This window comes from Mycobacterium sp. ACS4054, assembly GCF_001667275.1.
Classification (GTDB): domain Bacteria; phylum Actinomycetota; class Actinomycetes; order Mycobacteriales; family Mycobacteriaceae; genus Mycobacterium.
Window position 1 is genome coordinate 253,500 of record NZ_LZHV01000061.1, and the last position, 23,010, is coordinate 276,509.

Below are 23,010 nucleotides of genomic sequence, written 5' to 3' on the forward strand. Positions count from 1 at the left end.
CTAGCGCTGTCCGCCCGAGCGCACGCCGAGCAGCACATCCTCCCACGCCGGGATGACGGGCTTACCCCGTCGGGTGTGCACCGGCTGCTCGGGCCGGGCGGGCTCCTCTTGCGTGGCTTGCGCGGCTTGCGCGGGGGCTGCGGCCGGTTTCGCCGGCTCCTCGAAGTCGACGTGCGACACCCGCGCGAGCGGCCGCAGCGGGCGGTCGAAGTTCGGATCGATCAGCTCCTTGGCCGCATCGTCGATGGCCGTGACCGTTCCGCCGTGCGCGCCGGGGGCGAAGGAGAAGTGCGCGATGTTGTCGGACCGGCCGGCCTTCCAGGCAAGCTGCACGGTCCAGCGGCTGTCCTCGTTGCGCCAGGCGTCCCAGCTGAGCCGGTCGTGTTCCAGACCGCGCGTCACCAGCGCCGCGCTCACGGTGTCCAGCAGGGTGAGCACCGCGGGGCCGTCGGCGAGCACCGGATGCGCGGCCGTGGCCAACTCCGCCGCGCGGGCGCGTTCCAGCAACACGGGGTGCGCGAACCGGCGGACCCGCGAGATGTCGGAGCCCGACGCCGCGGCCACCTGTTCGACGGACGCGCCGGCCCGGATCTTGGCCTGAATCTCCTTGGGGCTCAGCATGTTTGTCACCTGGATGTCGAGCTGCGGTTGCTCGGTCGGGATGGTCTCGCCGCGCACCGCGGCCTTCAGCTGATCGTCGACCGCCAGTTTGAATTGCTCCTCCGGGTTGCCGGCCTCGCAGATGACGTGTTTGCCGTCGGCGCCGATCCCAACCATTTTGAGTTCCCGCATGGTTTCTCCTCGCAGGCTCCGTGCAGGTCGACGGACCCGTCTCGTGCGCACTCTAGTGCAGCTGACGCCCTCAACCTGTGGTGACACGCTGGGCGGTTGCGGGCTGATTGCGAGGCGGTTACAGGTTTTCGACCACCCAGTCGATGCACTGCGTCAAGGCGCTGACGTCGTCGGGGTCGACCGCCGGGAACATCCCGACCCGCAACTGGTTGCGCCCGAGTTTGCGGTAGGGCTCGACGTCGACGATGCCGTTCGCCCGCAAAACCTTCGCGACGGCCGAGGCGTCGACGTCGTCGACGAAGTCGATGGTGCCGACCACCTGGGACCGCAGCCCGGGGTCGGCCACGAACGGCGTGGTGTACGACCGCTCCTCGGCCCAGGAGTACAACCGCTGCGACGAGTCGGCGGTGCGCTTGACCGCCCACTGAAGCCCGCCGTTGCCGAGCATCCAGTCCAGCTGCTCGGCCATCAGCGCCAGGGTGCCGATCGCCGGGGTGTTGTAGGTCTGGTTCTTCAGGCTGTTGTCCACCGCGATCGGCAGCGACAGGAAGTCGGGCACCCAGCGGCCGGACCCCGCGATGGATTCGACCCGCGCCAGCGCCGCCGGGCTCATGATCGCCAGCCACAGGCCGCCGTCGCTGGCGAAATTCTTCTGCGGGGAGAAGTAGTAGGCGTCGGTGTCGCCGATCTCGACCGGCAGGCCGCCGGCGCCGGAGGTCGCGTCGATGAGAACCAGGGCGTCCCCGGCTTCGGCGGGACGGCGCACGGGCACCGCGACCCCGGTCGAGGTCTCGTTGTGTGCCCAGGCGATCGCGTCGACCGAGGGATCGCCCTGCGGCTCGGGGGCGCTGCCCGCGTCTGCCTTGATGATGATCGGGTCGCCGACGAACGGGTTGCCCGCGACCGCCGAGGCGAACTTCGAGCTGAACTCGCCGAAGGACAGGTGCAGCGAGCGCTCGTCGATCAACCCGAACGCCGCGGCATCCCAGAACGCCGTCGCGCCGCCATTGCCGAGGATGACCTCGTAGCCGTCCGGCACCGAGAACAGCTCGGCGACTCCCGTCCGGACCCGGCCCACCAGATTCTTGACCGGCGCCTGCCGGTGCGACGTGCCGAACAGCGGGGCCGCGGTGGTGGTCAGCGCCTCCAACTGTTCGGGCCGGACCTTGGAAGGGCCGCATCCGAAGCGGCCGTCGCGGGGTTTGATGTCAGCGGGAACCTCGAGCTGGTCAGCCATGCCCAACAGGGTAGTGAGCGGACCTGACCGGCCACGCGGCGGTCCGATCGCGGGCGACCCGGGCCCCGGCGAAAGCGCTGGCCGCGACCGCTCGGCGTTTCGCGCCCTGTGACGCAGGGCACACCAAAACCGTGACCACTGGTCAGTTCACAGTGCCGCAACCGGGTCTGGAAGATATGCGGTACCTGCGGTACTGTCTGGACACAGCACGTCCAAATGTAAACCTCGTTGGGGAGGCTTGGATATGGCCAGGACACGCATGGTTCGGCGCTGGCGCCGCAATATGGAAGTGCGCGACGACACCGAATACGTCAACACGCTTGCCACATTGTCCGAGGGGTCGGTGCGGCGAAATTTCAACCCGTATACCGACATCGATTGGGATTCAGCGGAATTCGCCGTCACGGAGAACGACCCGCGGTGGATCCTGCCCGAGACCGACCCCCTGGGTCGCCACCCGTGGTATCGGGCGCAGTCGGACGAGCGCAAGATCAAGATCGGCATGTGGCGCCAGGCCAACGTGGCCAAGGTCGGTTTGCACTTCGAGTCGATCCTGATCCGCGGACTGATGAACTACACGTTCTGGGTGCCGAACGGGTCCCCGGAATACCGGTACTGCCTGCACGAATCGGTCGAAGAGTGCAACCACACGATGATGTTCCAGGAGATGGTCAACCGCGTCGGCGCCGACGTTCCGGGCATGCCGCGGCTGCTCAAGTGGCTCTCGCCGCTGGTTCCCCTGGTCGCCGGTCCGTTGCCGGTGGCATTCTTCATCGGCGTGCTCGCTGGCGAGGAGCCGATCGATCACACGCAGAAAAACGTTCTGCGCGAAGGCAAGTCGCTGCACCCGATCATGGAGCGGGTGATGGCCATCCACGTGGCCGAGGAGGCGCGGCACATCTCCTTCGCCCATGAGTTCCTGCGCCGGCGGGTGCCGCAGTTGACGCGCCGCCAGCGGTTCTGGACGGCGCTGTACCTGCCGCTGACGATGAAGGTCCTGTGCCGGGCGATCGTGGTGCCGCCCAAGGCGTTCTGGCAGGAGTTCGACATTCCTCGCGAGGTGAAGCGGGAGCTGTTCTTCCGCTCGCCGGAATCGCGAAAGTGGCTGAGCGACATGTTCGGTGACGTCCGGATGCTGGCCCACGACACCGGGCTGATGGAGACGCGCTCGGCGCGGCTCATGTGGCGGCTCTGCAAGATCGACGGCAAGCCGTCGCGTTACCGCAGCGAGCCGCAGCGCCGGCACCTGGCCGCGGCGCCGGCCGCCTAGGGCCGCACGGGTAATCGCCTATGCCGCACGTTATTACCCAGTCGTGCTGTAACGACGGGTCCTGCGTTTTCGCCTGCCCGGTGAACTGCATCCACCCCACGCCCGACGAGCCCGGCTTCGCCACCTCGGAGATGCTCTACATCGATCCGGTTGCCTGCGTGGACTGCGGGGCGTGCGTGAGCGCCTGCCCGGTCGGCGCGATCGCTCCTGACACCCGCCTGGATACCAAGCAGCTGCCGTTCGTCGAGATCAACGCGTCCTTCTACCCGGAGCTGCCAAAGGGTGAGAAGTTGCCGCCGACCTCGAAGCTGGCGCCGGTGCTGCCGGCGGCCGAGGTGCGTGCGAGCCGGCGGCCGCTGACCGTGGCCATCGTGGGGTCCGGGCCGGCGGCGATGTACGCCGCCGACGAACTGCTCACCCAGCATGGCGTGCGCGTCAACGTCTTTGAGAAGTTGCCCACGCCGTACGGGTTGGTGCGCGCCGGCGTGGCCCCCGATCACCAGAACACCAAGCGGGTGACCCGGCTCTTCGACCGCGTCGCCGGTCACCGCCGCTTCCGGTTCTACCTCAACGTCGAGGTCGGCAGGCACTTGAGCCACGCCGATCTGCTCGCCCACCATCACGCCGTGTTGTACGCCGTGGGCGCCCCCGACGACCGTCGCCTGGAGATCGAGGGCATGGGCCTGCCGGGCACCGGCACCGCCACCGAATTCGTCGCGTGGGTCAACGGGCATCCCGAGTTCGCCTATCTGCCAGTCGATCTCGGCCACGAGCGGGTGGTGATCGTGGGCAACGGGAACGTCGCCCTCGACGTCGCCCGCGTGCTCACGGCCGATCCCGACGACCTGGCCCGGACCGACATCTCCGACCGCGCGCTGGCGGCCTTTCGCGGCTCCGCGGTCCGCGAGGTGGTGGTCGCCGCCCGGCGCGGCCCCGCGCAGTCGGCATTCACCCTGCCCGAACTGATCGGGCTCACGGGCTCGTCCGATGTCGTGCTCAGCGCGGCCGACCACGAGCTGGTCGCGGCCGATCTCGCCACCGTCACGGACGGCTTGACCAGGCGCAAGCTGGAAATACTGAGCAAGCTCGGCGACGACTCGGCGCCGGCCCACAACTCCGAGGCGCCGCGCATCAGGCTCGCCTACCAGCTCACCCCGAATCGGGTGCTGGGTGACCAACGCGCCACCGGCGTCGAGTTCGCCGTCACGGGCACCGACCAGCTGAGCCAACTGGAGGCGGGCCTGGTGCTGACCTCAATTGGCTACCGCGGCAAGCCGATTCGCGATCTGCCGTTCGACGAGTCGGCGGCCGTCGTGCCCAACGACGGCGGGCGCGTGGTCGACCCCGACTCCGGGGCGCCGGTGCCCGGGGCCTACGTCGCCGGCTGGATCAAGCGGGGCCCCAGCGGGTTCATCGGCACGAACAAATCGTGCTCGCTGCAAACCGTTCATGCCCTGGTCGAGGACTTCAACGCCGGCAAGCTCGGCGATCCGGCGGCCGGGCGCCGGGCGCTGGACAACCTGGTCCGGGCCCGGCAGCCCGACGCCCTCGACGCGTGCGGCTGGCGGGCAATCGACGCCGCCGAGATCGCCCGCGGCGGCGACGGCCGCCCGCGCAACAAGTTCACCGACGTCGCCGACATGCTCGCCGCCGCTGCCGCCGCCGAGCCCGCGCCGCCGCAGCGACGCGGGCTGCTGGACCGGCTGCTGGGCTAGCCGGCGCCCTGCCCCGCCATCGCGGCCTGGATCTCCTCGTAGGGGACCTCGCGGACCGGCTGCCCCATCGACCAGTGGTGGCCGAACGGGTCGGCGACCACGCCGTAGCGGTCACCCCAGAACTGGTCGTCCAACGGCGCGACCACGGTGGCGCCCGCATCCAGCGCCCGCTGGAACTTGGCGTCGACGTCGGTGACCGTCAGGTGGATGGTGACCGGGGTGCCGCCCAGGGATTTCGGCGTCATCGACTTGCCTCCGCACATCTCGGGGAAGTCGTCGTTGAGCATGACGAGAAAGCCGTTGATGCGCACCGCCGCGTGGACGAGTTTTCCGTCCGGACGGGGCACACGCCCTATCTCCTCGGCGCCAAAGGCCTTGACGTAGAAGTCGATTGCGGCGGCGGCGTCGTCCACCACGAGGTGCGGGGACAGGGCGGGTTCGATGTTAGGTGCCATTGTCGTTCTCCTTGCTGTCGGTCTCCCAGGCCGGCCCGGGACGGGCAGGCTCGCGAGTTATGACTGCTCCCGCGACGCAAACTCATCGCGGCGACACCCATTAAATCGCCGGGCACCGACAACTAGGCGTTGGTGAGGCTGCGGTCCCAACCCTCGACGGACTCGGGGCTACGCGGGCCGGGACCCACGTAGATGGCCGACGGGCGAACCAGCTTGCCGAGCCGCTTCTGTTCGAGGATGTGCGCGCACCAGCCGGCGGTGCGCCCGCAGGTGAACATCGCCGGCATCATGTTGGGTGGTACCTGGGCGAAGTCCAGGATCACGGCCGCCCAGAACTCGACGTTGGTCTCGATGGCGCGGTCCGGACGGCGCTCGCGCAGCTCGCCCAGGGCGGCCTGCTCGAGCGCGACCGCGACCTCGTGGCGCGGCGCGCCCAGCCGCTCGGCGGTCGCGCGCAGCACCCGCGCCCGCGGGTCCTCCGCGCGGTAGACGCGGTGCCCGAAGCCCATCAGCTTGTCGCCGCTGTCCAGGATCTTCTTGACCAGGCCGCGGGCGTCGCCGGTGCGCTCGACCTCTTCGATCATCGGCAGGACGCGCGCCGGCGCGCCGCCGTGCAGCGGCCCGCTCATGGCCCCGATCGCCCCGGACAGCGCCGCCGCGACGTCGGCCCCGGTCGAGGCGATCACCCGCGCGGTGAAGGTGGAGGCGTTCATGCCGTGTTCGGCGGCCGAGACCCAGTAGGCGTCGATCGCCTCGACGTGCCTCGGGTCGGGCTCGCCCTGCCAGCGCGTCATGAAACGGGCTGTGACAGTCGAGCATTCGTCGATGACGCGTTGCGGGACGGCGGGCTGGTAGATGCCGCGCGCGGACTGGGCGACGTAGGACAGCGCCATCACCGAGGCCCGGGCCAGCTGGTCGCGGGCGGTGGCGTCGTCGGTGTCGAGCAGGGGGCGGTAGCCCCAGATCGGGGCCAGCATCGCCAGGCCCGCTTGCACGTCGACGCGCACGTCGCCGGTGTGGATGGGTAGCGGGAACGGCTCGGCGGGCGGCAATCCGTGGCCGAACTTCCCGTCGACCAGCAGGGCCCACACTTCGCCGAACGTGACCTGCTGGTTCACCAGGTCTTGGATGTCGACGCCGCGGTAGCGCAGCGCGCCGCCGTCCTTATCCGGCTCGGCGATCTCGGTGGTGAACGCGACCACGCCTTCGAGGCCGGGGACAAAGTCTTCGGGGACCACAGTCATACCGAAAATTCTCGCACCCCAGCTTCGCGCCGACGCTACCGGCCGGTAGCAAGCCCCGGTAGCGTTGGCGCGATGGCCGGACCAGACCGTGAGCACCTGCAGAGAATGCGCGTGGAGTACGGATCGGTGGAAAAGGACGGCAGTCCGGATCTCGACGCGGATTGGCTCGACGACGGCTGGGTTGCCTTGCTGCGCAAATGGATCGACGACGCGGAGGGCTCGGGCGTCGCCGAACCCAACGCCATGGTCCTGGCCACCGTCGCCGACGGCAGGCCGACGAGCCGGACGGTGCTGTGCAAGAGCGTGGACGAGTCGGGGATCACATTTTTCACCAACTACGACTCGGCCAAGGGCGCCGACCTGGCGGTGACGCCGTATGCGTCGGTGACCTTTCCCTGGTACCTGCTGGGTCGGCAGGTGCACATCCGCGGCGCGGTGAGCAAGGTCACTGAAGAGGTCACCGAGGACTACTGGTCCAAGCGGCCGCGCGGCTCGCAGCTGGGGGCGTGGGCCTCGCAGCAGTCGCGTCCGATCGCCTCGCGGGCGGCCCTGCTCGACCAGCTGGCCGAGGTGACCGCGCGCTTCGCCGACAGCGAGCAGGTCCCGGTGCCACCGGGGTGGGGCGGCTACCTGCTCGCCCCGGAGGAGGTCGAATTCTGGCAGGGGCGGGAGAACCGGTTGCATAACCGGATCCGGGTCATCGGCGACCGGGTCGAGCGCCTGCAGCCCTGACCCGAGCCGAGGGGCCGGTGCGACGCCGCAGACCCGACCCCGGGCAGGCACGCGAACGCGACAACGACTACCTTCACCTATAAGCACCTAGTCAGGGCAGCCATACCAGCCAGAGCGCAAAGGGGTTCTCGTGGCCGACACCGACGACACCGCAACTCTGAAGTACCCGGGGGGCGAGATCGACCTTGAGATCGTTCGCGCCACCGAAGGTGCCGACGGGATTGCGCTCGGTCCCCTGTTGTCCAAGACCGGGCACACGACTTTCGACAACGGCTTCGTCAACACCGCCGCCTGCAAGAGCTCCATCACCTACATCGACGGCGACGCCGGGATCCTGCGTTACCGCGGCTACCCGATCGAGCAGCTCGCCGAGAAGTCGACCTTCATCGAGGTGAGCTACCTGCTGATCTACGGCGAGCTGCCGGACAAGGATCAGCTCGCGGAATTCACCAAGCGGATCCAGCTGCACACCATGCTGCACGAGGACCTGAAGCGCTTCTTCGACGGCTTCCCGCGCAACGCGCACCCGATGCCGGTGCTGTCCAGCGTGGTGAACGCGCTCAGCGCCTACTACCCCGACGCGCTGGACCCGATGGACAACCGGCAGGTCGAGCTGTCGACCATCCGCCTGCTCGCCAAGCTGCCCACCATCGCCGCGTACGCCTACAAGAAGTCCGTCGGGCAACCGTTCCTCTACCCGGACAACAAGCTGTCGCTGGTGGAGAACTTCCTGCGGATGACGTTCGGGCTGCCCGCCGAGCCGTACCAGGCCGACCCGGAGGTGGTGCGGGCGCTGGACATGCTGCTGATCCTGCACGCCGACCACGAGCAGAACTGCTCGACGTCGACGGTGCGGCTGGTGGGATCGTCCCGGGCGAACCTGTTCACGTCGATCTCCGGCGGCATCAACGCGCTGTGGGGGCCGCTGCACGGCGGCGCGAACCAGGCGGTGCTCGAGATGCTCGACCAGATCCGCGAAAGTGGCGACGACGTCAGCGAGTTCGTGCGCAAGGTGAAGAACCGCGAAGAGGGCGTCAAGCTGATGGGCTTCGGCCACCGGGTCTACAAGAACTACGACCCGCGCGCCCGCATCGTCAAGGAACAGGCCGACAAGATCCTGGCCAAGCTCGGGGGAGACCCGCTGCTGGACATCGCCAAGGAACTCGAAGAGGCGGCGCTGACCGACGACTACTTCGTCGAGCGCAAGCTGTACCCGAACGTCGACTTCTACACCGGGCTGATCTACCGGGCGCTCGGCTTCCCGGTCCGGATGTTCACCGTGCTGTTCGCGTTGGGCCGGCTGCCCGGCTGGATCGCGCACTGGCGCGAGATGCACGACGAGGGCGACAGCAAGATCGGCCGCCCCCGCCAGATCTACACCGGCTACACCGAGCGCGACTACCAGACGATCGACGCGCGCTAGCCGGCTAGCAACCAGCCAGCGAGGCCAGCACCGCCATCGCGGCGTTGTGCCCGCCGATGCCCGACACCGCGCCGCCGCGGCGGGCGCCGGAGCCGCACAGCATGATCCGCTCGTGCGCGGTGGCCACCCCCCATTGCCGGGCCGGCGTGTCCAGCGGGTCGTCGTCGTCGGCGAAGGGCCAGGCCAGGCCGCCGTGGAAGATGTTGCCGGCGGTCATCCGTAGCGTGCGATGCAGGTCCAGGGTGGTCGTCGTCTCGATGCACGGCCGGCCCTGGGCGTCGTCCATCAAGACGTCCTGAATCGGTTCGGCCAGAACGGAATTCAGCGACTCCAGCACCGATTCGGTCAGCCGGTCGCGCAGGGCGCCGGAATAGCTGCCGTCGAACAGCGAGTGGGGGGTGTGCAGGCCGAACACGGTCATGGTGTGCGCGCCCGATTCCCGTAGGTCGGCCGACAGGATGCTCGGGTCGGTCAGGGAATGGCAATAGGCCTCGCAGGGCAGGGGATCCGGGACCTGCCCGGCGGCCGCGTGCGAGTACCCGCCGTCAAGCTGGGCCCAGGTCTCGTTCGCGTGGAACGTCCCGGCGAAGGCCTGCTCGGGTGTGACGCCGCCGTCGCGCAACCGGGGCAGGCGCCGCAGCACCATGTTCACCTTGACCTGCGCGCCCTGGGCGGGGGCAGGCGGTCGTTCCCCAAGCAGCCCGGCGAGCACGGCCGGCGTGACCCCGGCGAGTACGAACCGGGCCCGGATCAGTCGCTCCTTGTCCCCGGCGCGATACCGGACCAGGCCGTCCGGTTCGACAGCGTAAACCTCTGCGCCGGTAGTGATTTCGGCGCCGTGCCCGACGGCGGCCCTGGCCAGGGCATCGGTCAGCGCGCCCATCCCGCCGACGGGGACATCCCAGTCCCCGGTCCCGCCGCCGAGCACGTGATACAGGAAGCACACGTTCTGGATCAGCGACGGGTCGACGAGGCGGGCGAACGTTCCGATCAGCGCGTCGGTCGCGATCACCCCGCGCACCACGTCGTTGTCGACGGCCGCGGTGATGGCATGCCCGATCGGCTCCTCGATCAGGGCGTGCCACGCGGCCGCCGTTTCCGGGTGGTCGCCCACGACGTGCCGGCGGGCCTGCTCGCGGGTGCGCAACGGTTCCAGCAGCGTCGGCCAGAGCCGCCCGGTCACCAGGCGGCAGCGTTGGTAGAACGCGGCGAACCCGCGCGCGTCGGGGTCGGCGCCGATCGCCGCGAACGTGTCGCCGCCCGCGCCGATCAACAGCCCACGGCGCCCACCGGTCGCCGGGTCGGGCGTGTACGAGGAATAACGCCGGCGCGCCAACCGCACGGCGGCGCCCAGGTCGTCGACGATGCGCGGTGGCAGCAGGCTGACCAGGTAGGAGTACCGCGACAGCCGGACCCCGACCCCGTCGAAGGCCTGCGCCGATACGGCGGCCCCGCCGACGTGCCCCAGCCGCTCCAGCAACCGCACCCGAAGACCCGCCCGCGCCAGGTATCCCGCCGCCACCAGGCCGTTGTGGCCGCCGCCTATGACTACGGCGTCGACGTCTGCCGCGTCGCCGCTCAGTTCAGGTAGCCCTCGACCTCGTCTGCCGGACGCACTTCCGCCTCCCGCGGGTCACCACCGGTGTCGCGCAGCGCCCGGCGCTGTCGCAGCAGGTCCCAGCATTGGTCGAGCTCGACCTCGAGCCGGCGCAGGCGATCGTGTTCCTCCGACTCGGAGATGTCGCCCTGCTGCAGCTGCGCCCGCAGGGCCTTCTCCTCGGCGACCAGCTCGCGGATGTGTGCCAGCGTGTCGTTGTCGGTCGGTTTGTTGCCGTTACCCATCGCTCCAGTGTGCCCGACCCTCCGCGGACCGCATCGGTTGGGCGGGCCCGGGCGCGGAGCCGGTCAAAAGCCTTGCGCGGTGGGCGAACTCGTTCAGCTCGGGCCCGGCAGGCGCAGCACCAGCCGCGCGCCGCCCAGCGGGCTGCTCTCCAGGGCGGCGGTCCCGCCGTGCAGGTGGGCCTGTTGGGCGACCAGGGCCAGCCCCAGCCCGGACCCCGAATGCGACGCGGTCGATCCCCGGGAGAACCGCTCGAACACCACGCTGCGTTCCTCTTCGGGCACGCCGCCGCCGTTGTCGTCGATGGCGATCTCCACCCCGGCGCGCGAGCTCACCGCCGACAGCTGCACCCGCGTCGCGCCGCCGTGCTTGACGGCGTTGGCGATCGCGTTGTCCACGGCCAGGCGCAATCCGGCGGGCAGCCCGACGATGATGCACGTCGGCGACGGGACGAGCGAGACGTCGAGGTCGGGGTAGATGCGCATCGCGTCGTGGGCGGCGCGGTCGAGCAGCTCGGTGATGTCGACCGGCACGTGGTCGTCGGATGTCGACAGTTCGCCCTGGGCCAGCCGTTCGAGGGCGCTCAGGGTGGCCTCGATGCGCGACTGGGTGCGGATGACGTCGCCCAGCACCTCTTTGCGTTGGTCGTCGGACATGTCCAGGGTGGACAGCACCTCGAGGTTGGTGCGCATCGCGGTCAGCGGGGTGCGCAGCTCGTGCGACGACACGGCGGCGAAGTCGCGCGCCGACGCGAGCGCCTCCTTGGTGCGGTTCTGCTCGTTCCAGATTCGCTGCAGCATGCCCCGCATGGCTTCGGCGATCTCGACGGCCTCGGTGGCCCCATGCACTTCCACCCGCGGGGCCTCGTCCCCGGCGTCGATCGATCGGGTCTGCTGCGCGAGCTGTTTGAACGGCCGCACCGCGAACGCGGCCAGGAGCCAGGCGAACACCGCCGCCGAGACGATGGCGAAGCCACAGATCAGCAGCACCCGCCGGTGCAGGTTGTTGGTTTCGGCGAGCGTCGCGTCATACGTCGCGCCGACGGCCAGCGATGTCGGCTCCGGCGCGGGGATTTCGACCGTGCGCACGCGGTAGCGCACGCCGTTGACGTAGGCGTCGCCGTAGTCGACGGCCAGCTTGGGCAGGGTGACATCGGAATTCGACTTGACCAGGTCGCCGCGGCGGATCGTCATGATCGCGTCGTTGCCGTTGGGGGAGCGGGGAATTTCGTCGACACCGCGCGGCAGGAACGGGAGGGCGAAACCCGCGGCCTCGTCGAGGCGGCGGTCCAGCCGCTCCTTGCGGTCGTTGGTGATGCCCACCCAGACGACGATGCCGACGATGAGAACGGGGATCGCCGCGCCGATCACCGTCGCCACCACCACCCGGGCGCGCAGCGACGGCGTACGGGTCAGGATTCGGGACACAAAATTCATCGCCGCTCGACCTGGTTACTGCATGCGCAGCACGAACCCTACTCCGCGGACGGTGTGCAGCAGCCTGGGACCGCCGTTGGCCTCCAGCTTGCGGCGCAGGTAACCGATGAAGACGTCGACCACGTTGGTGTCGGCGGCGAAGTCGTAACCCCACACCAGCTCCAGCAGCTGCGCGCGGGACAGCACCGCGGTCTTGTGCTCGGCCAGCACCGCCAGCAGGTCGAACTCCCGCTTGGTCAGGTCGACGTCGACGCCGTTGACCCGGGCGCGCCGGCCGGGGATGTCCACTTCCAGCGGACCGACGGTGATGGTTTCCGACGACGAGGTTGCCGTCGCGCCGCGACGACGCAGCAGCGCCTTGACCCGCGCGACGAGCTCGGCCAACACGAACGGCTTGACCAAGTAGTCGTCGGCGCCGGCCTCGAGCCCGGCCACCCGGTCGTCGACCGAGCTGCGGGCGGAGAGCACGCACACCGGGACGTCGTTGTCCATCGCCCGCAGCGCCGTGACGACGCTGACGCCGTCCAGGACGGGCATGTTGATGTCCAGCACGATCGCGTCCGGCCGGGTCTCGGTGGCGCTGCGCAGGGCTTCCGCGCCGTCGACCGCGGTCGACACCTCGAACCCGGACAGCCGCAGGCCGCGCTCGAGTGAGGCGAGCACATCGGAGTCGTCGTCGACGACCAAGACGCGAGGTGAGATCCCACCGGTGTCCATGCCGCCCATCTTGCCTGATTGTTCGTCGCGGCGGCGCCCAGGATGGGCCGCCGGTGCCCAAAAGGTTACGGTTTCGACGCTGCGCCGCAACTGCCCGCTGGTATCGGCGTGCGGACGAAATGGGGTGCCGTCCTTCGGGATTCGCTCGGATGCGGCGAGTCACGCCGGGCTCGTGCGGGTTTGGCTTAACGGGCCGCCAGCCCGGCCAACCGCAGCGCCAGCTGCCGCCGCACCGCGGGAAACCGTGCGGCCAGCCGCATTCCCGCGTTGCGCAGGGGTCGCAGCGGGCGCGGCAGCGTCGAGACCCGGGTTAGCCGCCCCGTCAGTTTCAGCACCCGCTCGGCGCGCTCGCGCTGGGTGGCGCTGTAGGCGTCCAGCGCGGCGACCAGGTCGCCGCGCAGGACCTCGGCGAGCGCCCCGGCCAGCGCCGCCGCGTCGGCGATGCCCAGGTTCATGCCCTGGCCCCCGGCGGGGCTGTGCACGTGGGCCGCGTCGCCGGCCAGCAGCAGCCGGCCGGCCCGGTAGCTGTCGGCGACGCGGTGATGGATGTGGAACCGCGACCCCCAGACCAGCTCGGTGACCACCGTTCGCCCCGGGCCGAAGCCCCGGGCGTCCAGCAGCGCCTGCACGAACTCGGCCGACGGCCGCTCGGGCGCGTCGGCCGTCGGCGCGACGACGCGGAAGATGTCGCCGGGCAGCGGCGCCAGCACCGTCAGGCCGTCCTTGGCGTAGAACAGGATCACCTCGTTGCGCGGCGCCTCGCCGGTCACCCGGACGTCGGCCAGCGTGAACGATTCGGCGAATTCCCCGCCCCGGAAGCCGATTCCGGCTTGCGCGCGCACGGTGCTGTGCATGCCGTCCGCGCCGACGGCATAGCGCGCCCTGATGGTGTCGCCGTCGTCGAACGTCGCCGTGACACCGTCGGCGTCCTGGGTGATGCGGCTCAGCGCCTTGGGCCGGACCACGTCGCCGCCGAGTTCGCGGAGCCGCTCGAGCAGCAGCCGCTCGGTGTCGGCCTGGGACAGCATCAGCGTGTACGGGTGGGCCGAGGGCAGCGCGTCGAAGTCGACGGGCATCAGGATGCGCCGGCCCTGCCGCATGGTGAATCGCGGTGCGATCAGCCCCGCCTTGACCATCCGCCGGGACACGTCGAGCTCTTCGAGCACCTCCAGGGTGCGGGCGTTGACGGCGGCGGCGCGCGACGTGTGGGCGCCGGCCGCCATTTTGTCGACCACGGTCACCCCGATTCCGCGGCGCAGCAGTGCGGCCGCGAGCGTCAGACCGGTCGGACCTGCGCCTACCACCAGGACATCGGTGTCTTGCATGGCCGGCTCCTCTCCCTCGTGGGTAGGTCAACGCTTGTTGACATACCTCCATGCTGGCGCGCCGGCGGCGCTATGTCAACAGCTGTTGGCCTACAATCGTTGGCATGAGAAGGTCGTCGGACGAGACGAAGGCGGTAATTCTGGCGGCGGCCCGCGAGCGATTCGGCGCCGTGGGTTTTCAGGGCGCGACCATTCGGGCGATCGCCGCGGACGCCGGGATCGATCCCGCGATGGTCATGCGGTACTACGGCAGCAAGGACAAACTGTTCGCCGCCGCCGCCGAGTTCGACCTGCGCTTTCCCGACCTGGCCGCGGCCGACCCGGCGCAGGTCGGGCGCTCGCTGGTCCGGCACTTTCTCGAACGCTGGGAGGGTGACGAGGCGCTGGTGATCCTGCTGCGGTCCAGCGCCACCAATGGCGAAGCGGCGCAACGGATGCAGGAGATCTTCGGAAGCCAGATCGAACCGCTGGTGGCGTCCTTCGTGCCGCCGAGCGACGTCGGTGTGCGGGCCGGGCTGATCGCGACGCAGATCCTGGGAATGGCCTTGTGCCGCTTCGTGTTACGGCTGCCGCCGGTCGTCGAGCTGAGCCGGGAGGAGATCGTGGAGTGGCTGGGCCCGACGATTCAGCGCTACCTCGGGCTGCCGGAGGGCTGAGTCGCGAGACGTCAGGTCAGCCCGCGCCTCGAGACATAAACCACACACTCTCGCCACGGCGTGTCGTGTGTGTGGTTTATGTGTCGCGAAAGCCGCCGGCCGTCACGGCAGCCCGATGCGGCGGTAGCGCCCCAATCGGGCGGCCAGGCGCTCGTCGTCGGGGAGCGCGCGCAGCCCCCGCAGTTCGGCGGCGATGGCGCGCGAGAGCCGGTGGCAGAACTCGACCGGCTCGTCGGCCGCGTCGGGATGCTCGGGCACGACGGCGTCGACGATGCCCGAGGCCAGCAGGTCGGCGGACCGGATGCCTTGCGCCGCAGCGAGTTCCGCGGCGTGGTCGGTGTCGCGGAAGACGATCGCGCTCGCGCCCTCCGGCGGCAGCGGCGCCAGCCAGCCGTGCAACGCACACAGCACCCGATCGGCGGGCACCATCGCCAGCGCCGGCCCGCCGCTGCCCTGCCCGAGCAACACCGACACCGTCGGGGTATCGAGGGTCACCAGCTCGGCCAGGCACTGGGCGATCTGCCCGGCCAGCCCGCCCTGTTCGGCCTCGGCCGACAGCGCGGGGCCGGCGGTGTCGATCACCAGCACCAGCGGCAGTCGCAGCTCGGCGGCCAGCGCCATGCCGCGCCGGGCCTCCCGCAGCGACGCGGGCCCCACCATCCCGCCCGTCACCCGCTGCTGGCCGAGCACCACCGCGGGCTGGCCGGCGAACCGGGCCAGCGCCAACAGCGTCGTCGCCGCCTCGCCCTGGCCCGTGCCCGACAGCAACACCGGGTCGGTGGCGCCGTGGCGCAGCAGCAGCCCGACGCCCGGGCGGTCCGGGCGTCGGGAGGCCACCACCGAGTCCCACGCCGGCACGTCGGGGGGCGGCGCGGGCGGCGGTGGCGCCGGCAGGGGCTCGGGCGGGTCGGCGATGACCGTCAGCGCGCGGTCCAGCATCCGGCGCAGCTCACCCACCGGGACGACACCGTCGATCACGCCGTGGCGCTGCAGGTTCTCCGCCGTCTGGACGCCCGCGGGAAAGGGTTCGCCATAGAGCAGCTGGTACACCCGTGGCCCGAGGAACCCGATCAGCGCGCCGGGCTCGGCGACCGTGACGTGCCCCAGCGAACCCCACGACGCGAACACGCCGCCGGTGGTCGGGTTGCGCAGGTAGACCAGGTAGGGCAGGTGGGCGCGGGTGTGCAGGCGGACGGCGGCGGCGATCTTCACCATCTGCAGAAAGGCGACCGTGCCCTCCTGCATGCGGGTGCCGCCGGAGCTCGGCGACGCCAGCAGCGGCAGCCCCTCGGCGGTCGCCCGCTGCACCGCGATGGTTATCCGTTCGGCGGCCGCCACCCCGATCGAGCCGCCGAGAAAGCCGAACTCGCAGACCACCACCGCCACCCGGCGCCCGAAGATCCGGCCCTCGCCGGTCAGCACCGATTCGTCCAGGCCGCTGGCCGCCCGCGCGTCGGCCAGCTCGCGCGCGTACGCCTCGCTGACCGGGATGGCGAGCGGCTCGCTGTCCCAGCGGACGAAAGAGCCCTCGTCCAGCACCGCGTCCCGCAGCTGAGCAGCCGTGATACGACTCACGAGACGAGGCTATATAGGGTGGCTGCCATGATCGGTGTTACCCAGGCCGAAGCCGTGCTGACCATTGAGCTGCGGCGGCCCGAGCGCCGCAATGCCCTCAACTCCCAGCTGGTGGAGGAGCTGCGGGAGGCCTTCCAGAAGGCGAGCGACGGGACCGTCCGGGCCATCGTGCTGACCGGCCAGGGCACGGCGTTCTGCGCGGGCGCCGACCTGAGCGGCGACGCGTTCGCCGCCGACTACCCCGACCGGCTCATCGAGCTGCACAGGGTGATGGACACCACGCTGATCCCGGTGATCGCCGCCGTCAACGGCCCCGCGATCGGCGCGGGCCTGCAACTGGCCATGCAATGCGATCTGCGGGTCGTCGCGCCGGAGGCGTTCTTCCAGTTCCCCACGTCGAAATACGGCCTGGCCCTTGACAACTGGAGCATCCGGCGGCTGTCATCGCTGGTCGGTCACGGCCGCGCCCGGGCCATGCTGCTCACCGCGGAGAAGCTCACCGCCGACGTCGCGCTGCAGACCGGGATGGCCAACCGCATCGGGACGCTGGCCGACGCCCAGGCCTGGGCCGCCGAGATCGCCGGCCTGGCGCCGTTGGCGATTCAGCACGCCAAGCGGGTGCTGAACGACGACGGCGCCATCGAGGAGGCCGCCCCCGAGCACAAGGAGCTCTTCGACCGGGCTTGGGGCAGCCAGGACGTCATCGAAGCCCAGGTCGCGCGCATCGAGAAGCGGCCGCCGAAGTTCCAGGGGGCCTGACGGTCATGCTGCGGGGGGCGCTGCGACTGGCCGCCGGTACGGCGTCGCTGGCGGCCGGTGGCTGGGTGGTGCGGGCGCTGCACGGCGCGCCGGCGGCCCTCGGGGCTCACCCCGCGTCGATCCGGGCGGTGACGGAGGCATCACCGAACTACCGCGACGGCGTCTTCGTCAACCTCGAGCCCGCCTCCGAGTCCACGATGGACCGCGAGGAACTGCGGCTCGTGCTGTGGGAGCTGATCGCGAACCGCAGCGTGGGCCGGCCGGCGGCGCCGATCCCGTTGGCCGCGCCGGCGATCTTCGACGGCGATCCCGGGCGGCTGGCCGTCAGCTGGTTCGGTCACTCGACGGCGCTGCTGGAGATCGACGGCTACCGGGTGCTCACCGACCCGGTGTGGAGCGACCGGTGTTCCCCCTCGGACATCGTCGGCCCGCAGCGGCTGCATCCGCCGCCGGTGCAGCTGGAGGGGCTGCCCGCCGTCGATGCGGTGGTGATCAGCCACGACCACTACGACCACCTGGACATCGACACGGTGGCGGCGCTGGCCCGCACGCAGCGGGCCCCGTTCTTCGTGCCGCTGGGCGTCGGCGCCCACTTGCGCGCGTGGGGCATCCCCGAGCACCGGATTGTCGAACTTGACTGGCATCAGAGCCAGCAGGTGGACCAGTTGACCATCACTTGCATGCCGGCGCGGCACTTTTCGGGCCGCTTCCTGGACCGCAACACCACGCTGTGGGCGTCGTGGGCCTTCGCCGGGCCGAACCATCGCGCGTATTTCGGCGGAGACACCGGCTACACCAAGAGCTTCGCGCACATCGGCGAAGAGCATGGACCGTTCGACCTGACCCTACTGCCCATCGGCGCCTACAACACCGCATGGCCGGACGTGCACATGAATCCCGAGGAGGCGGTGCGCGCGCACCGGGATCTCACCGAGGTGGGGTTGCTCGTGCCGATCCACTGGGGCACCTTCCGGCTGGCACCGCACCCGTGGGCCGAGCCGGTGGAACGCCTGCTCGTCGCCGCGGGAACCGAACGGGTCAACGTGGCCGTCCCCGCCCCCGGCCAACGCATCGATCCCGCGGCGGTGAAATCGAATCCCTGGTGGCGGCTCTGATCCGGGGGCCCGGCAACTCCCCGGGCTAGAGTGCCGCCATGACGAAACGCGCGGCCGCGGCCGCCGCCGCGGTGCTGCTCGGCGTGACCGGATGCGGGCCCGCACAGCCGGCCTCCAGCCCGCCCGCGCTCTCTGACGCACCGCCCAACGAGGTGTCCGGTCTGGCGATCCCCGCCGGCCGCATCGACGACGCCGTCGCTAAGGTCGACGGCCTGGCCGGCGACCTGATGAAAGCCACCGGCGCCCCGGGGATGGCCGTGGCCATCGTCCACGGCGGAAAAGTGCTGTACGCCAAGGGTTTCGGACTCAGAGATGTCAGCAAGGGACAAGGGCAGGACAACAAGGTGGACGCCGACACCGTCTTCCAGTTGGCCTCGGTCTCCAAATCGGTCGGCGCTACGGTGGTCGCGCACGAAGTCAGCGACCACGTCGTCGCATGGGACACCCCGGTGACGTCCAAGCTGCCGTGGTTCGCGCTGAGCGATCCGTACGTCACCGGCCACGTGACGGTCGGCGACTTGTACTCGCACCGTTCCGGGCTGCCCGACCACGCCGGCGACAAACTCGAAGACCTCGGCTACGACCGTCGCCAGACCCTCGAGCGGCTGAAGTACCTGCCGCTGGCCCCATTTCGGGCCAGCTACGCCTACACCAACTACGGCGTGACCGCCGCGGCCGAGGCGGTGGCCGCCGCGGCGGGCAAGTCGTGGGAGGACCTGTCCGACGAGGTGCTCTACCGCCCGCTGGGAATGACGTCGACCAGCTCGCGCTTCGCCGACTTCGTCGCGCGGCCCAACCGCGCGGTCAACCACATCAAGGTCGCCGACAAGTGGGAGCCCCGATTCCAGCGCGATCCCGATCCCCAGTCGCCGGCCGGGGGCGTTAGTTCGTCGGTGAACGACATGGCCCGCTGGCTGATGATGTTGCTGGGCAACGGAACCTACAACGGACAGCGGGTCGCGTCGGCGGAGGCCTTGCTGCCGGCCATCAGCCCGCAGACGGTGTCGGTGCCCGCGTCGACGCCCAAGGGGCGCTCGGGTTTCTACGGATACGGCTTCAACGCGTCGGTGGACTCCTCGGGGCGCACCGAATACAGCCATTCCGGCGCTTTCGATTTGGGCGCGGCGACCAACTTCGTGGTGCTGCCCTCCGAGGATCTGGGCATCGTCGCGCTGACGAACGGCGCCCCCTACGGCATCCCGGAAACCCTGACGGCCCAGTTCATGGACCTCGTGCAATACGGCCAGATCCGCGAGGATTGGGCCGCCCTCTACAAGAAGGCGATCGGCTGGCTGAACAATCCGCTGGGCTCGCTGGTGGGCAAGCAGCCACCCGCCACCCCCGCCCCGGCCAGACCGCTGCGCGACTACGCCGGCGTCTACGCCAGCGACTACTGGGGCCCGGCCGTCGTCACCGAACGCGACGGCGCCCTGCAACTGGCGATGGGGCCGAAGAACCGGACGGTCGCCCTGACGCACTGGGACGGCGACACCTTCACCTTCGGTCTGGTCGACGAAAACGCCCCGCCCGGAACGGTTTCCAAGGCCGTGTTCGCCGGGAACACCCTGAACCTGGAGTACTACGACTCGGACAAGTTGGGAACGTTCACCCGATGATCGCCGGCCTGACCGATGCCGAGGTGGCGCAGCGGGTCGCCGAGGGCAAGAGCAACGCGGTCCGCGAACGCGCCACCCGCAGCATCGCGGACATCGTGCGGGCCAACGTCTTCACCCGGATCAACGCGATCCTGGGGGTGTTGTTGCTGATCGTGCTGGCGACGGGTTCGCTGATCAACGGGATGTTCGGCCTGCTCATCGTCGCCAACAGCGTCGTCGGCATGGTCCAGGAAATCCGCGCCAAGCAGACGCTGGACGCCCTAGCTATCGTCGGGCAGGCGAAACCGTTGGTGCGCAGGCAATCCGGGACCAGCACCCGCTCGCCCGCCGAGGTGGTGCTCGACGACATCATCGAACTCGGACCGGGCGACCAGATCGTCGTCGACGGCCAGGTCGTCGAGGAGACGAACCTGGAGGTCGACGAGTCGCTGTTGACCGGCGAGGCGGACCCGATCGGCAAGGCCACCGGCGACCCCGTGATGTCGGGCAGCTTCGTCGTGGCCGGAACGGGCGCCTACCGCGCCACGAAGGTCGGCCCGGAGGCCTATGCCGCCAAGCTGGCCGAGGAGGCCAGCAAGTTCACCCTGGTCAAATCCGAACTACGCAACGGCATCAACCGCATCCTGCAGTTCATCACCTACCTGTTGGTGCCCGCCGGTCTGCTGACGTTCTACACCCAGTTGTTCACCACGCACACGGGCTGGCGGCAGTCCGTGCTGCGGACGGTGGGTGCGTTGGTGCCGATGGTGCCCGAAGGCCTGGTCCTGCTGACGTCGGTCGCGTTCGCCGTCGGGGTGGTCCGGCTGGGCCAGCGCCGGTGCCTGGTCCAGGAGCTGCCCGCCATCGAGGGACTGGCCCGGGTCGACGTGGTGTGCGCCGACAAGACCGGCACCCTCACGGAAAACGGCATGCGCGTGGCGGGCGTCGAGGAATGCGAAGCGGCACAGCGCAACCGCATCGTCGACGCCCTGGCGGCGCTGGCCGCCGCCGACCCGCGCCCCAACGCCAGCATGCAGGCGATCGCCGAGACCTACCAGCGGCCACCCGGCTGGACCGCCACGGCGACGGCGCCGTTCAAGTCGTCCACCAAGTGGAGCGGGGTGTCCTACGCCGACCACGGCAACTGGGTGATCGGGGCGCCCGACGTGCTGCTCGATCCGGCATCGGCGGCCGCCGAGCAGGCCGAGCGGATCGGCGCGCAGGGGCTGCGGGTACTGCTGCTCGGCACCGGCGACTTGCCCGTCGACCACCCGGACGCCCCGGGTAGCGTCACTCCTGCGGCGTTGGTGGTCCTGGAACAGCGGGTGCGTCCGGACGCGGCGGAAACCCTGGATTATTTTGCCGAACAAGGGGTTTCGGTCAAGGTGATCTCCGGCGACAACGCGGTGTCGGTCGGCGCCGTCGCCGACAAGCTCGGGCTGCGCGGCGAGACGATGGACGCGCGCAACCTACCGTCGGAGCCCCCGCAACTGGCGGACGCGCTGGACGCGTATACCACCTTCGGCCGGGTGCGACCCGACCAGAAGCGGGCGATCGTGCATGCCCTGCAATCGCACGGGCATACCGTCGCGATGACCGGCGACGGCGTCAACGACGTGCCGGCCCTCAAGGACGCCGACATCGGCGTCGCGATGGGCGCCGGCAGCCCGGCTTCGCGTGCGGTCGCGCAGATCGTGTTGCTGGACAACAGGTTTGCCACCCTGCCGTACGTGGTCGCGGAGGGCAGGCGGGTGATCGGCAACATCGAGCGGGTCGCCAACCTGTTCCTGACCAAGACGGTCTACTCGGTGCTGCTGGCGCTGCTGGTGGGCATCGAATGCCTGTTTTCCAAGGTGATCAAGGCCGATCCCTTGCTCTACCCCTTCCAGCCGATCCACGTCACCATCGCGGCGTGGTTCACCATCGGGATCCCGTCGTTCATCTTGTCGCTCGCCCCGAACAACGAACGCGCCAACCCCGGGTTCGTGCGGCGGGTACTGAGCTCGGCGCTGCCCTCGGGGCTGATCGTCGGCAGCGCGACATTCGCGTCGTACCTGTTGGCCTACCACGGCCGGCACGCGACGTTCCAGCAACAGGAGCAGGCGTCGACCGCGGCCCTGATCACGCTGCTGATGACCGCGCTGTGGGTGCTCGCGGTGGTGGCCCGCCCCTACCAGTGGTGGCGGATCGCGCTGGTCATCGGTTCCGGGCTGGCCTACGTGGTGATCTTCAGCATCCCGCTGGCCCGCAAGGCGTTCCTGCTGGACCCATCGAACGTCGCGGTGACGTCGACGGCCGTCGGGATCGGCGTGCTGGGCGCCGCCGCCGTGGAGGCGATGTGGTGGATCCGGGCCCGGATGCTGGGCGTGCAGCCGCGGTTGTGGCGCTGACCACCGGCGAGAGCGCGGACCCGAAGGCTTAGTAGGATTCCGGCGGGGAAAGGACGGGGTACATGGGATTCCTGGACAAGGCCAAAGAGTTGCTGTCGCAGAATGCCGACAAGGTCGAGACGGTCATCGACAAGGCCGGCGAATTCGTCGACGACAAGACGCAGGGCAAGTACTCCGACACCATCCACAAAGTGCAAGACGAGGTCAAGAAGGCGGCCGAATCCGCAAAAGGCGACAACGAGAACTGAGCTCATGGCGAAACTTTCCGGATCCATCGACGTCCCGCTGCCCCCCGAGGTGGCCTGGAAGCACGCCTCGGACCTGTCCCGGTTTAAGGACTGGCTGACCATTCACCGGGTGTGGCGCAGCAAGCTGCCCGACGACATCGACAAGGGCACGGTCGTGGAGTCGATCGTCGAAGTCAAGGGCATGTACAACCGGATCAAGTGGACGGTGGTCCGGTACAAGCCGCCGGAGGGCATGACCCTCAACGGTGATGGCGTCGGCGGCGTCAAGGTCAAGCTGATGGCCAAAGTCCAGCCCGCGCAAGAGGGCTCCACCGTCAGCTTCGACGTGCACCTCGGCGGCCCGGCGCTGTTCGGGCCGATCGGCATGATCGTCGCGGCCGCGCTGCGCGGCGACATCGACGCGTCGCTGCAGAACTTCGTCACGGTGTTCACCAGGCCCGACCCGGGCATGAACGGACACGGCGGCGTTCGGCGCTGAGGGCCCCG

At 69.9% G+C, this 23,010-nt stretch carries 21 protein-coding genes; 11 read left to right on the plus strand and 10 right to left on the minus strand.

Going from position 1 to position 23,010, the window contains the following annotated elements:
* Both sepH and serC read right to left on the minus strand, forming a co-directional pair.
* Positions 1-792 carry a septation protein SepH gene (gene sepH / locus A5730_RS19840; protein ID WP_067904108.1) on the minus strand — a complete coding sequence of 264 codons (792 nt, stop codon included), beginning with the start codon at positions 790-792 and terminating at the stop codon, positions 1-3.
* Positions 793-910: 118 nt separating this feature from the next.
* Positions 911-2,029 carry a phosphoserine transaminase gene (gene serC / locus A5730_RS19845; RefSeq protein ID WP_067904111.1) on the minus strand — a complete coding sequence of 373 codons (1,119 nt, stop codon included), beginning with the start codon at positions 2,027-2,029 and terminating at the stop codon, positions 911-913.
* A 244-nt stretch (positions 2,030-2,273) separates the two neighbouring features.
* Here serC and A5730_RS19850 point away from each other — a divergent pair, with 244 nt between their 5' ends.
* Together A5730_RS19850 and A5730_RS19855 are read left to right on the plus strand one after the other, a co-directional pair.
* Positions 2,274-3,299, plus strand: a complete 1,026-nt coding sequence (locus A5730_RS19850) for a diiron oxygenase (protein WP_067904114.1) — start codon at positions 2,274-2,276, stop codon at positions 3,297-3,299.
* 20 nt (positions 3,300-3,319) lie between these two features.
* Positions 3,320-5,014 (plus strand): FAD-dependent oxidoreductase, encoded by a 1,695-nt coding sequence (locus A5730_RS19855; RefSeq protein WP_067904117.1) that lies wholly within the window; start codon positions 3,320-3,322, stop codon positions 5,012-5,014.
* Here the strand turns inward: A5730_RS19855 and A5730_RS19860 are convergent.
* Complete coding sequence (locus A5730_RS19860; RefSeq protein WP_067904119.1) at positions 5,011-5,469, minus strand: VOC family protein; 459 nt, start codon at positions 5,467-5,469, stop codon at positions 5,011-5,013. The genes A5730_RS19855 and A5730_RS19860 overlap by 4 nt on opposite strands.
* 122 nt (positions 5,470-5,591) lie before the next feature.
* Positions 5,592-6,713, minus strand: coding sequence for a citrate synthase 2 (locus A5730_RS19865; protein WP_067904122.1), 1,122 nt, complete (start codon positions 6,711-6,713; stop codon positions 5,592-5,594).
* A gap of 72 nt (positions 6,714-6,785) precedes the next feature.
* Here A5730_RS19865 and pdxH point away from each other — a divergent pair, with 72 nt between their 5' ends.
* Positions 6,786-7,445 (plus strand): pyridoxamine 5'-phosphate oxidase, encoded by a 660-nt coding sequence (gene pdxH / locus A5730_RS19870; RefSeq protein ID WP_067904125.1) that lies wholly within the window; start codon positions 6,786-6,788, stop codon positions 7,443-7,445.
* Between the two features lie 130 nt (positions 7,446-7,575).
* Positions 7,576-8,868, plus strand: a complete 1,293-nt coding sequence (locus A5730_RS19875) for a citrate synthase (RefSeq protein ID WP_067904128.1) — start codon at positions 7,576-7,578, stop codon at positions 8,866-8,868.
* A gap of 4 nt (positions 8,869-8,872) precedes the next feature.
* Here the strand turns inward: A5730_RS19875 and A5730_RS19880 are convergent, their stop codons facing one another.
* The 5 genes from A5730_RS19880 to A5730_RS19900 form a co-directional block, all read right to left on the minus strand.
* The gene (locus A5730_RS19880) at positions 8,873-10,450 is read right to left on the minus strand and encodes an NAD(P)/FAD-dependent oxidoreductase (protein WP_067904131.1); all 1,578 of its coding nucleotides are present in this window, start codon (positions 10,448-10,450) and stop codon (positions 8,873-8,875) included.
* Positions 10,447-10,710 carry a DUF2630 family protein gene (locus tag A5730_RS19885; protein WP_067904134.1) on the minus strand — a complete coding sequence of 88 codons (264 nt, stop codon included), beginning with the start codon at positions 10,708-10,710 and terminating at the stop codon, positions 10,447-10,449. The genes A5730_RS19880 and A5730_RS19885 overlap by 4 nt, the downstream gene beginning before the upstream one ends.
* 93 nt (positions 10,711-10,803) lie before the next feature.
* Entirely contained in the window at positions 10,804-12,144 is a 1,341-nt protein-coding gene (locus tag A5730_RS19890) for a HAMP domain-containing sensor histidine kinase (RefSeq protein WP_067904137.1), read from the minus strand.
* Positions 12,145-12,159: 15 nt separating this feature from the next.
* The gene (prrA, locus tag A5730_RS19895; RefSeq protein WP_156349628.1) at positions 12,160-12,870 is read right to left on the minus strand and encodes a two-component system response regulator PrrA; all 711 of its coding nucleotides are present in this window, start codon (positions 12,868-12,870) and stop codon (positions 12,160-12,162) included.
* Between the two features lie 176 nt (positions 12,871-13,046).
* Complete coding sequence (locus A5730_RS19900; protein WP_067904140.1) at positions 13,047-14,186, minus strand: FAD-dependent oxidoreductase; 1,140 nt, start codon at positions 14,184-14,186, stop codon at positions 13,047-13,049.
* 104 nt (positions 14,187-14,290) lie between these two features.
* On the opposite strand from A5730_RS19900, the gene A5730_RS19905 reads away from it, so the two are divergent.
* A complete protein-coding gene (locus A5730_RS19905) occupies positions 14,291-14,842 on the plus strand; it encodes a TetR/AcrR family transcriptional regulator (RefSeq protein WP_067904143.1) in 552 nt (183 codons plus the stop codon).
* A 102-nt stretch (positions 14,843-14,944) separates the two neighbouring features.
* On the opposite strand, the gene A5730_RS19910 is transcribed toward A5730_RS19905, so the two are convergent.
* Positions 14,945-16,417: a carboxyl transferase domain-containing protein gene (locus tag A5730_RS19910; RefSeq protein ID WP_067904147.1), complete on the minus strand. Its 1,473-nt coding sequence runs from the start codon at positions 16,415-16,417 to the stop codon at positions 14,945-14,947.
* Between the two features lie 27 nt (positions 16,418-16,444).
* Between A5730_RS19910 and A5730_RS19915 the strand changes: the two genes are divergently transcribed.
* From A5730_RS19915 to A5730_RS19940, 6 genes are all read left to right on the plus strand, one after another.
* A complete protein-coding gene (locus tag A5730_RS19915) occupies positions 16,445-17,176 on the plus strand; it encodes an enoyl-CoA hydratase (RefSeq protein WP_067904150.1) in 732 nt (243 codons plus the stop codon).
* A 5-nt stretch (positions 17,177-17,181) separates the two neighbouring features.
* Positions 17,182-18,291: an MBL fold metallo-hydrolase gene (locus tag A5730_RS19920; protein ID WP_067904153.1), complete on the plus strand. Its 1,110-nt coding sequence runs from the start codon at positions 17,182-17,184 to the stop codon at positions 18,289-18,291.
* Between the two features lie 38 nt (positions 18,292-18,329).
* Positions 18,330-19,907, plus strand: coding sequence for a serine hydrolase (locus A5730_RS19925; protein ID WP_067904156.1), 1,578 nt, complete (start codon positions 18,330-18,332; stop codon positions 19,905-19,907).
* A complete protein-coding gene (locus A5730_RS19930) occupies positions 19,904-22,276 on the plus strand; it encodes a cation-translocating P-type ATPase (protein ID WP_067904160.1) in 2,373 nt (790 codons plus the stop codon). Before A5730_RS19925 ends, A5730_RS19930 begins: the two co-directional genes overlap by 4 nt.
* 62 nt (positions 22,277-22,338) lie before the next feature.
* A complete protein-coding gene (locus A5730_RS19935; RefSeq protein WP_055404149.1) occupies positions 22,339-22,524 on the plus strand; it encodes an antitoxin in 186 nt (61 codons plus the stop codon).
* Positions 22,525-22,528: 4 nt separating this feature from the next.
* Positions 22,529-23,002, plus strand: coding sequence for an SRPBCC family protein (locus A5730_RS19940; protein ID WP_067904163.1), 474 nt, complete (start codon positions 22,529-22,531; stop codon positions 23,000-23,002).
* The last annotated feature ends 8 nt before the right edge of the window (positions 23,003-23,010 follow it).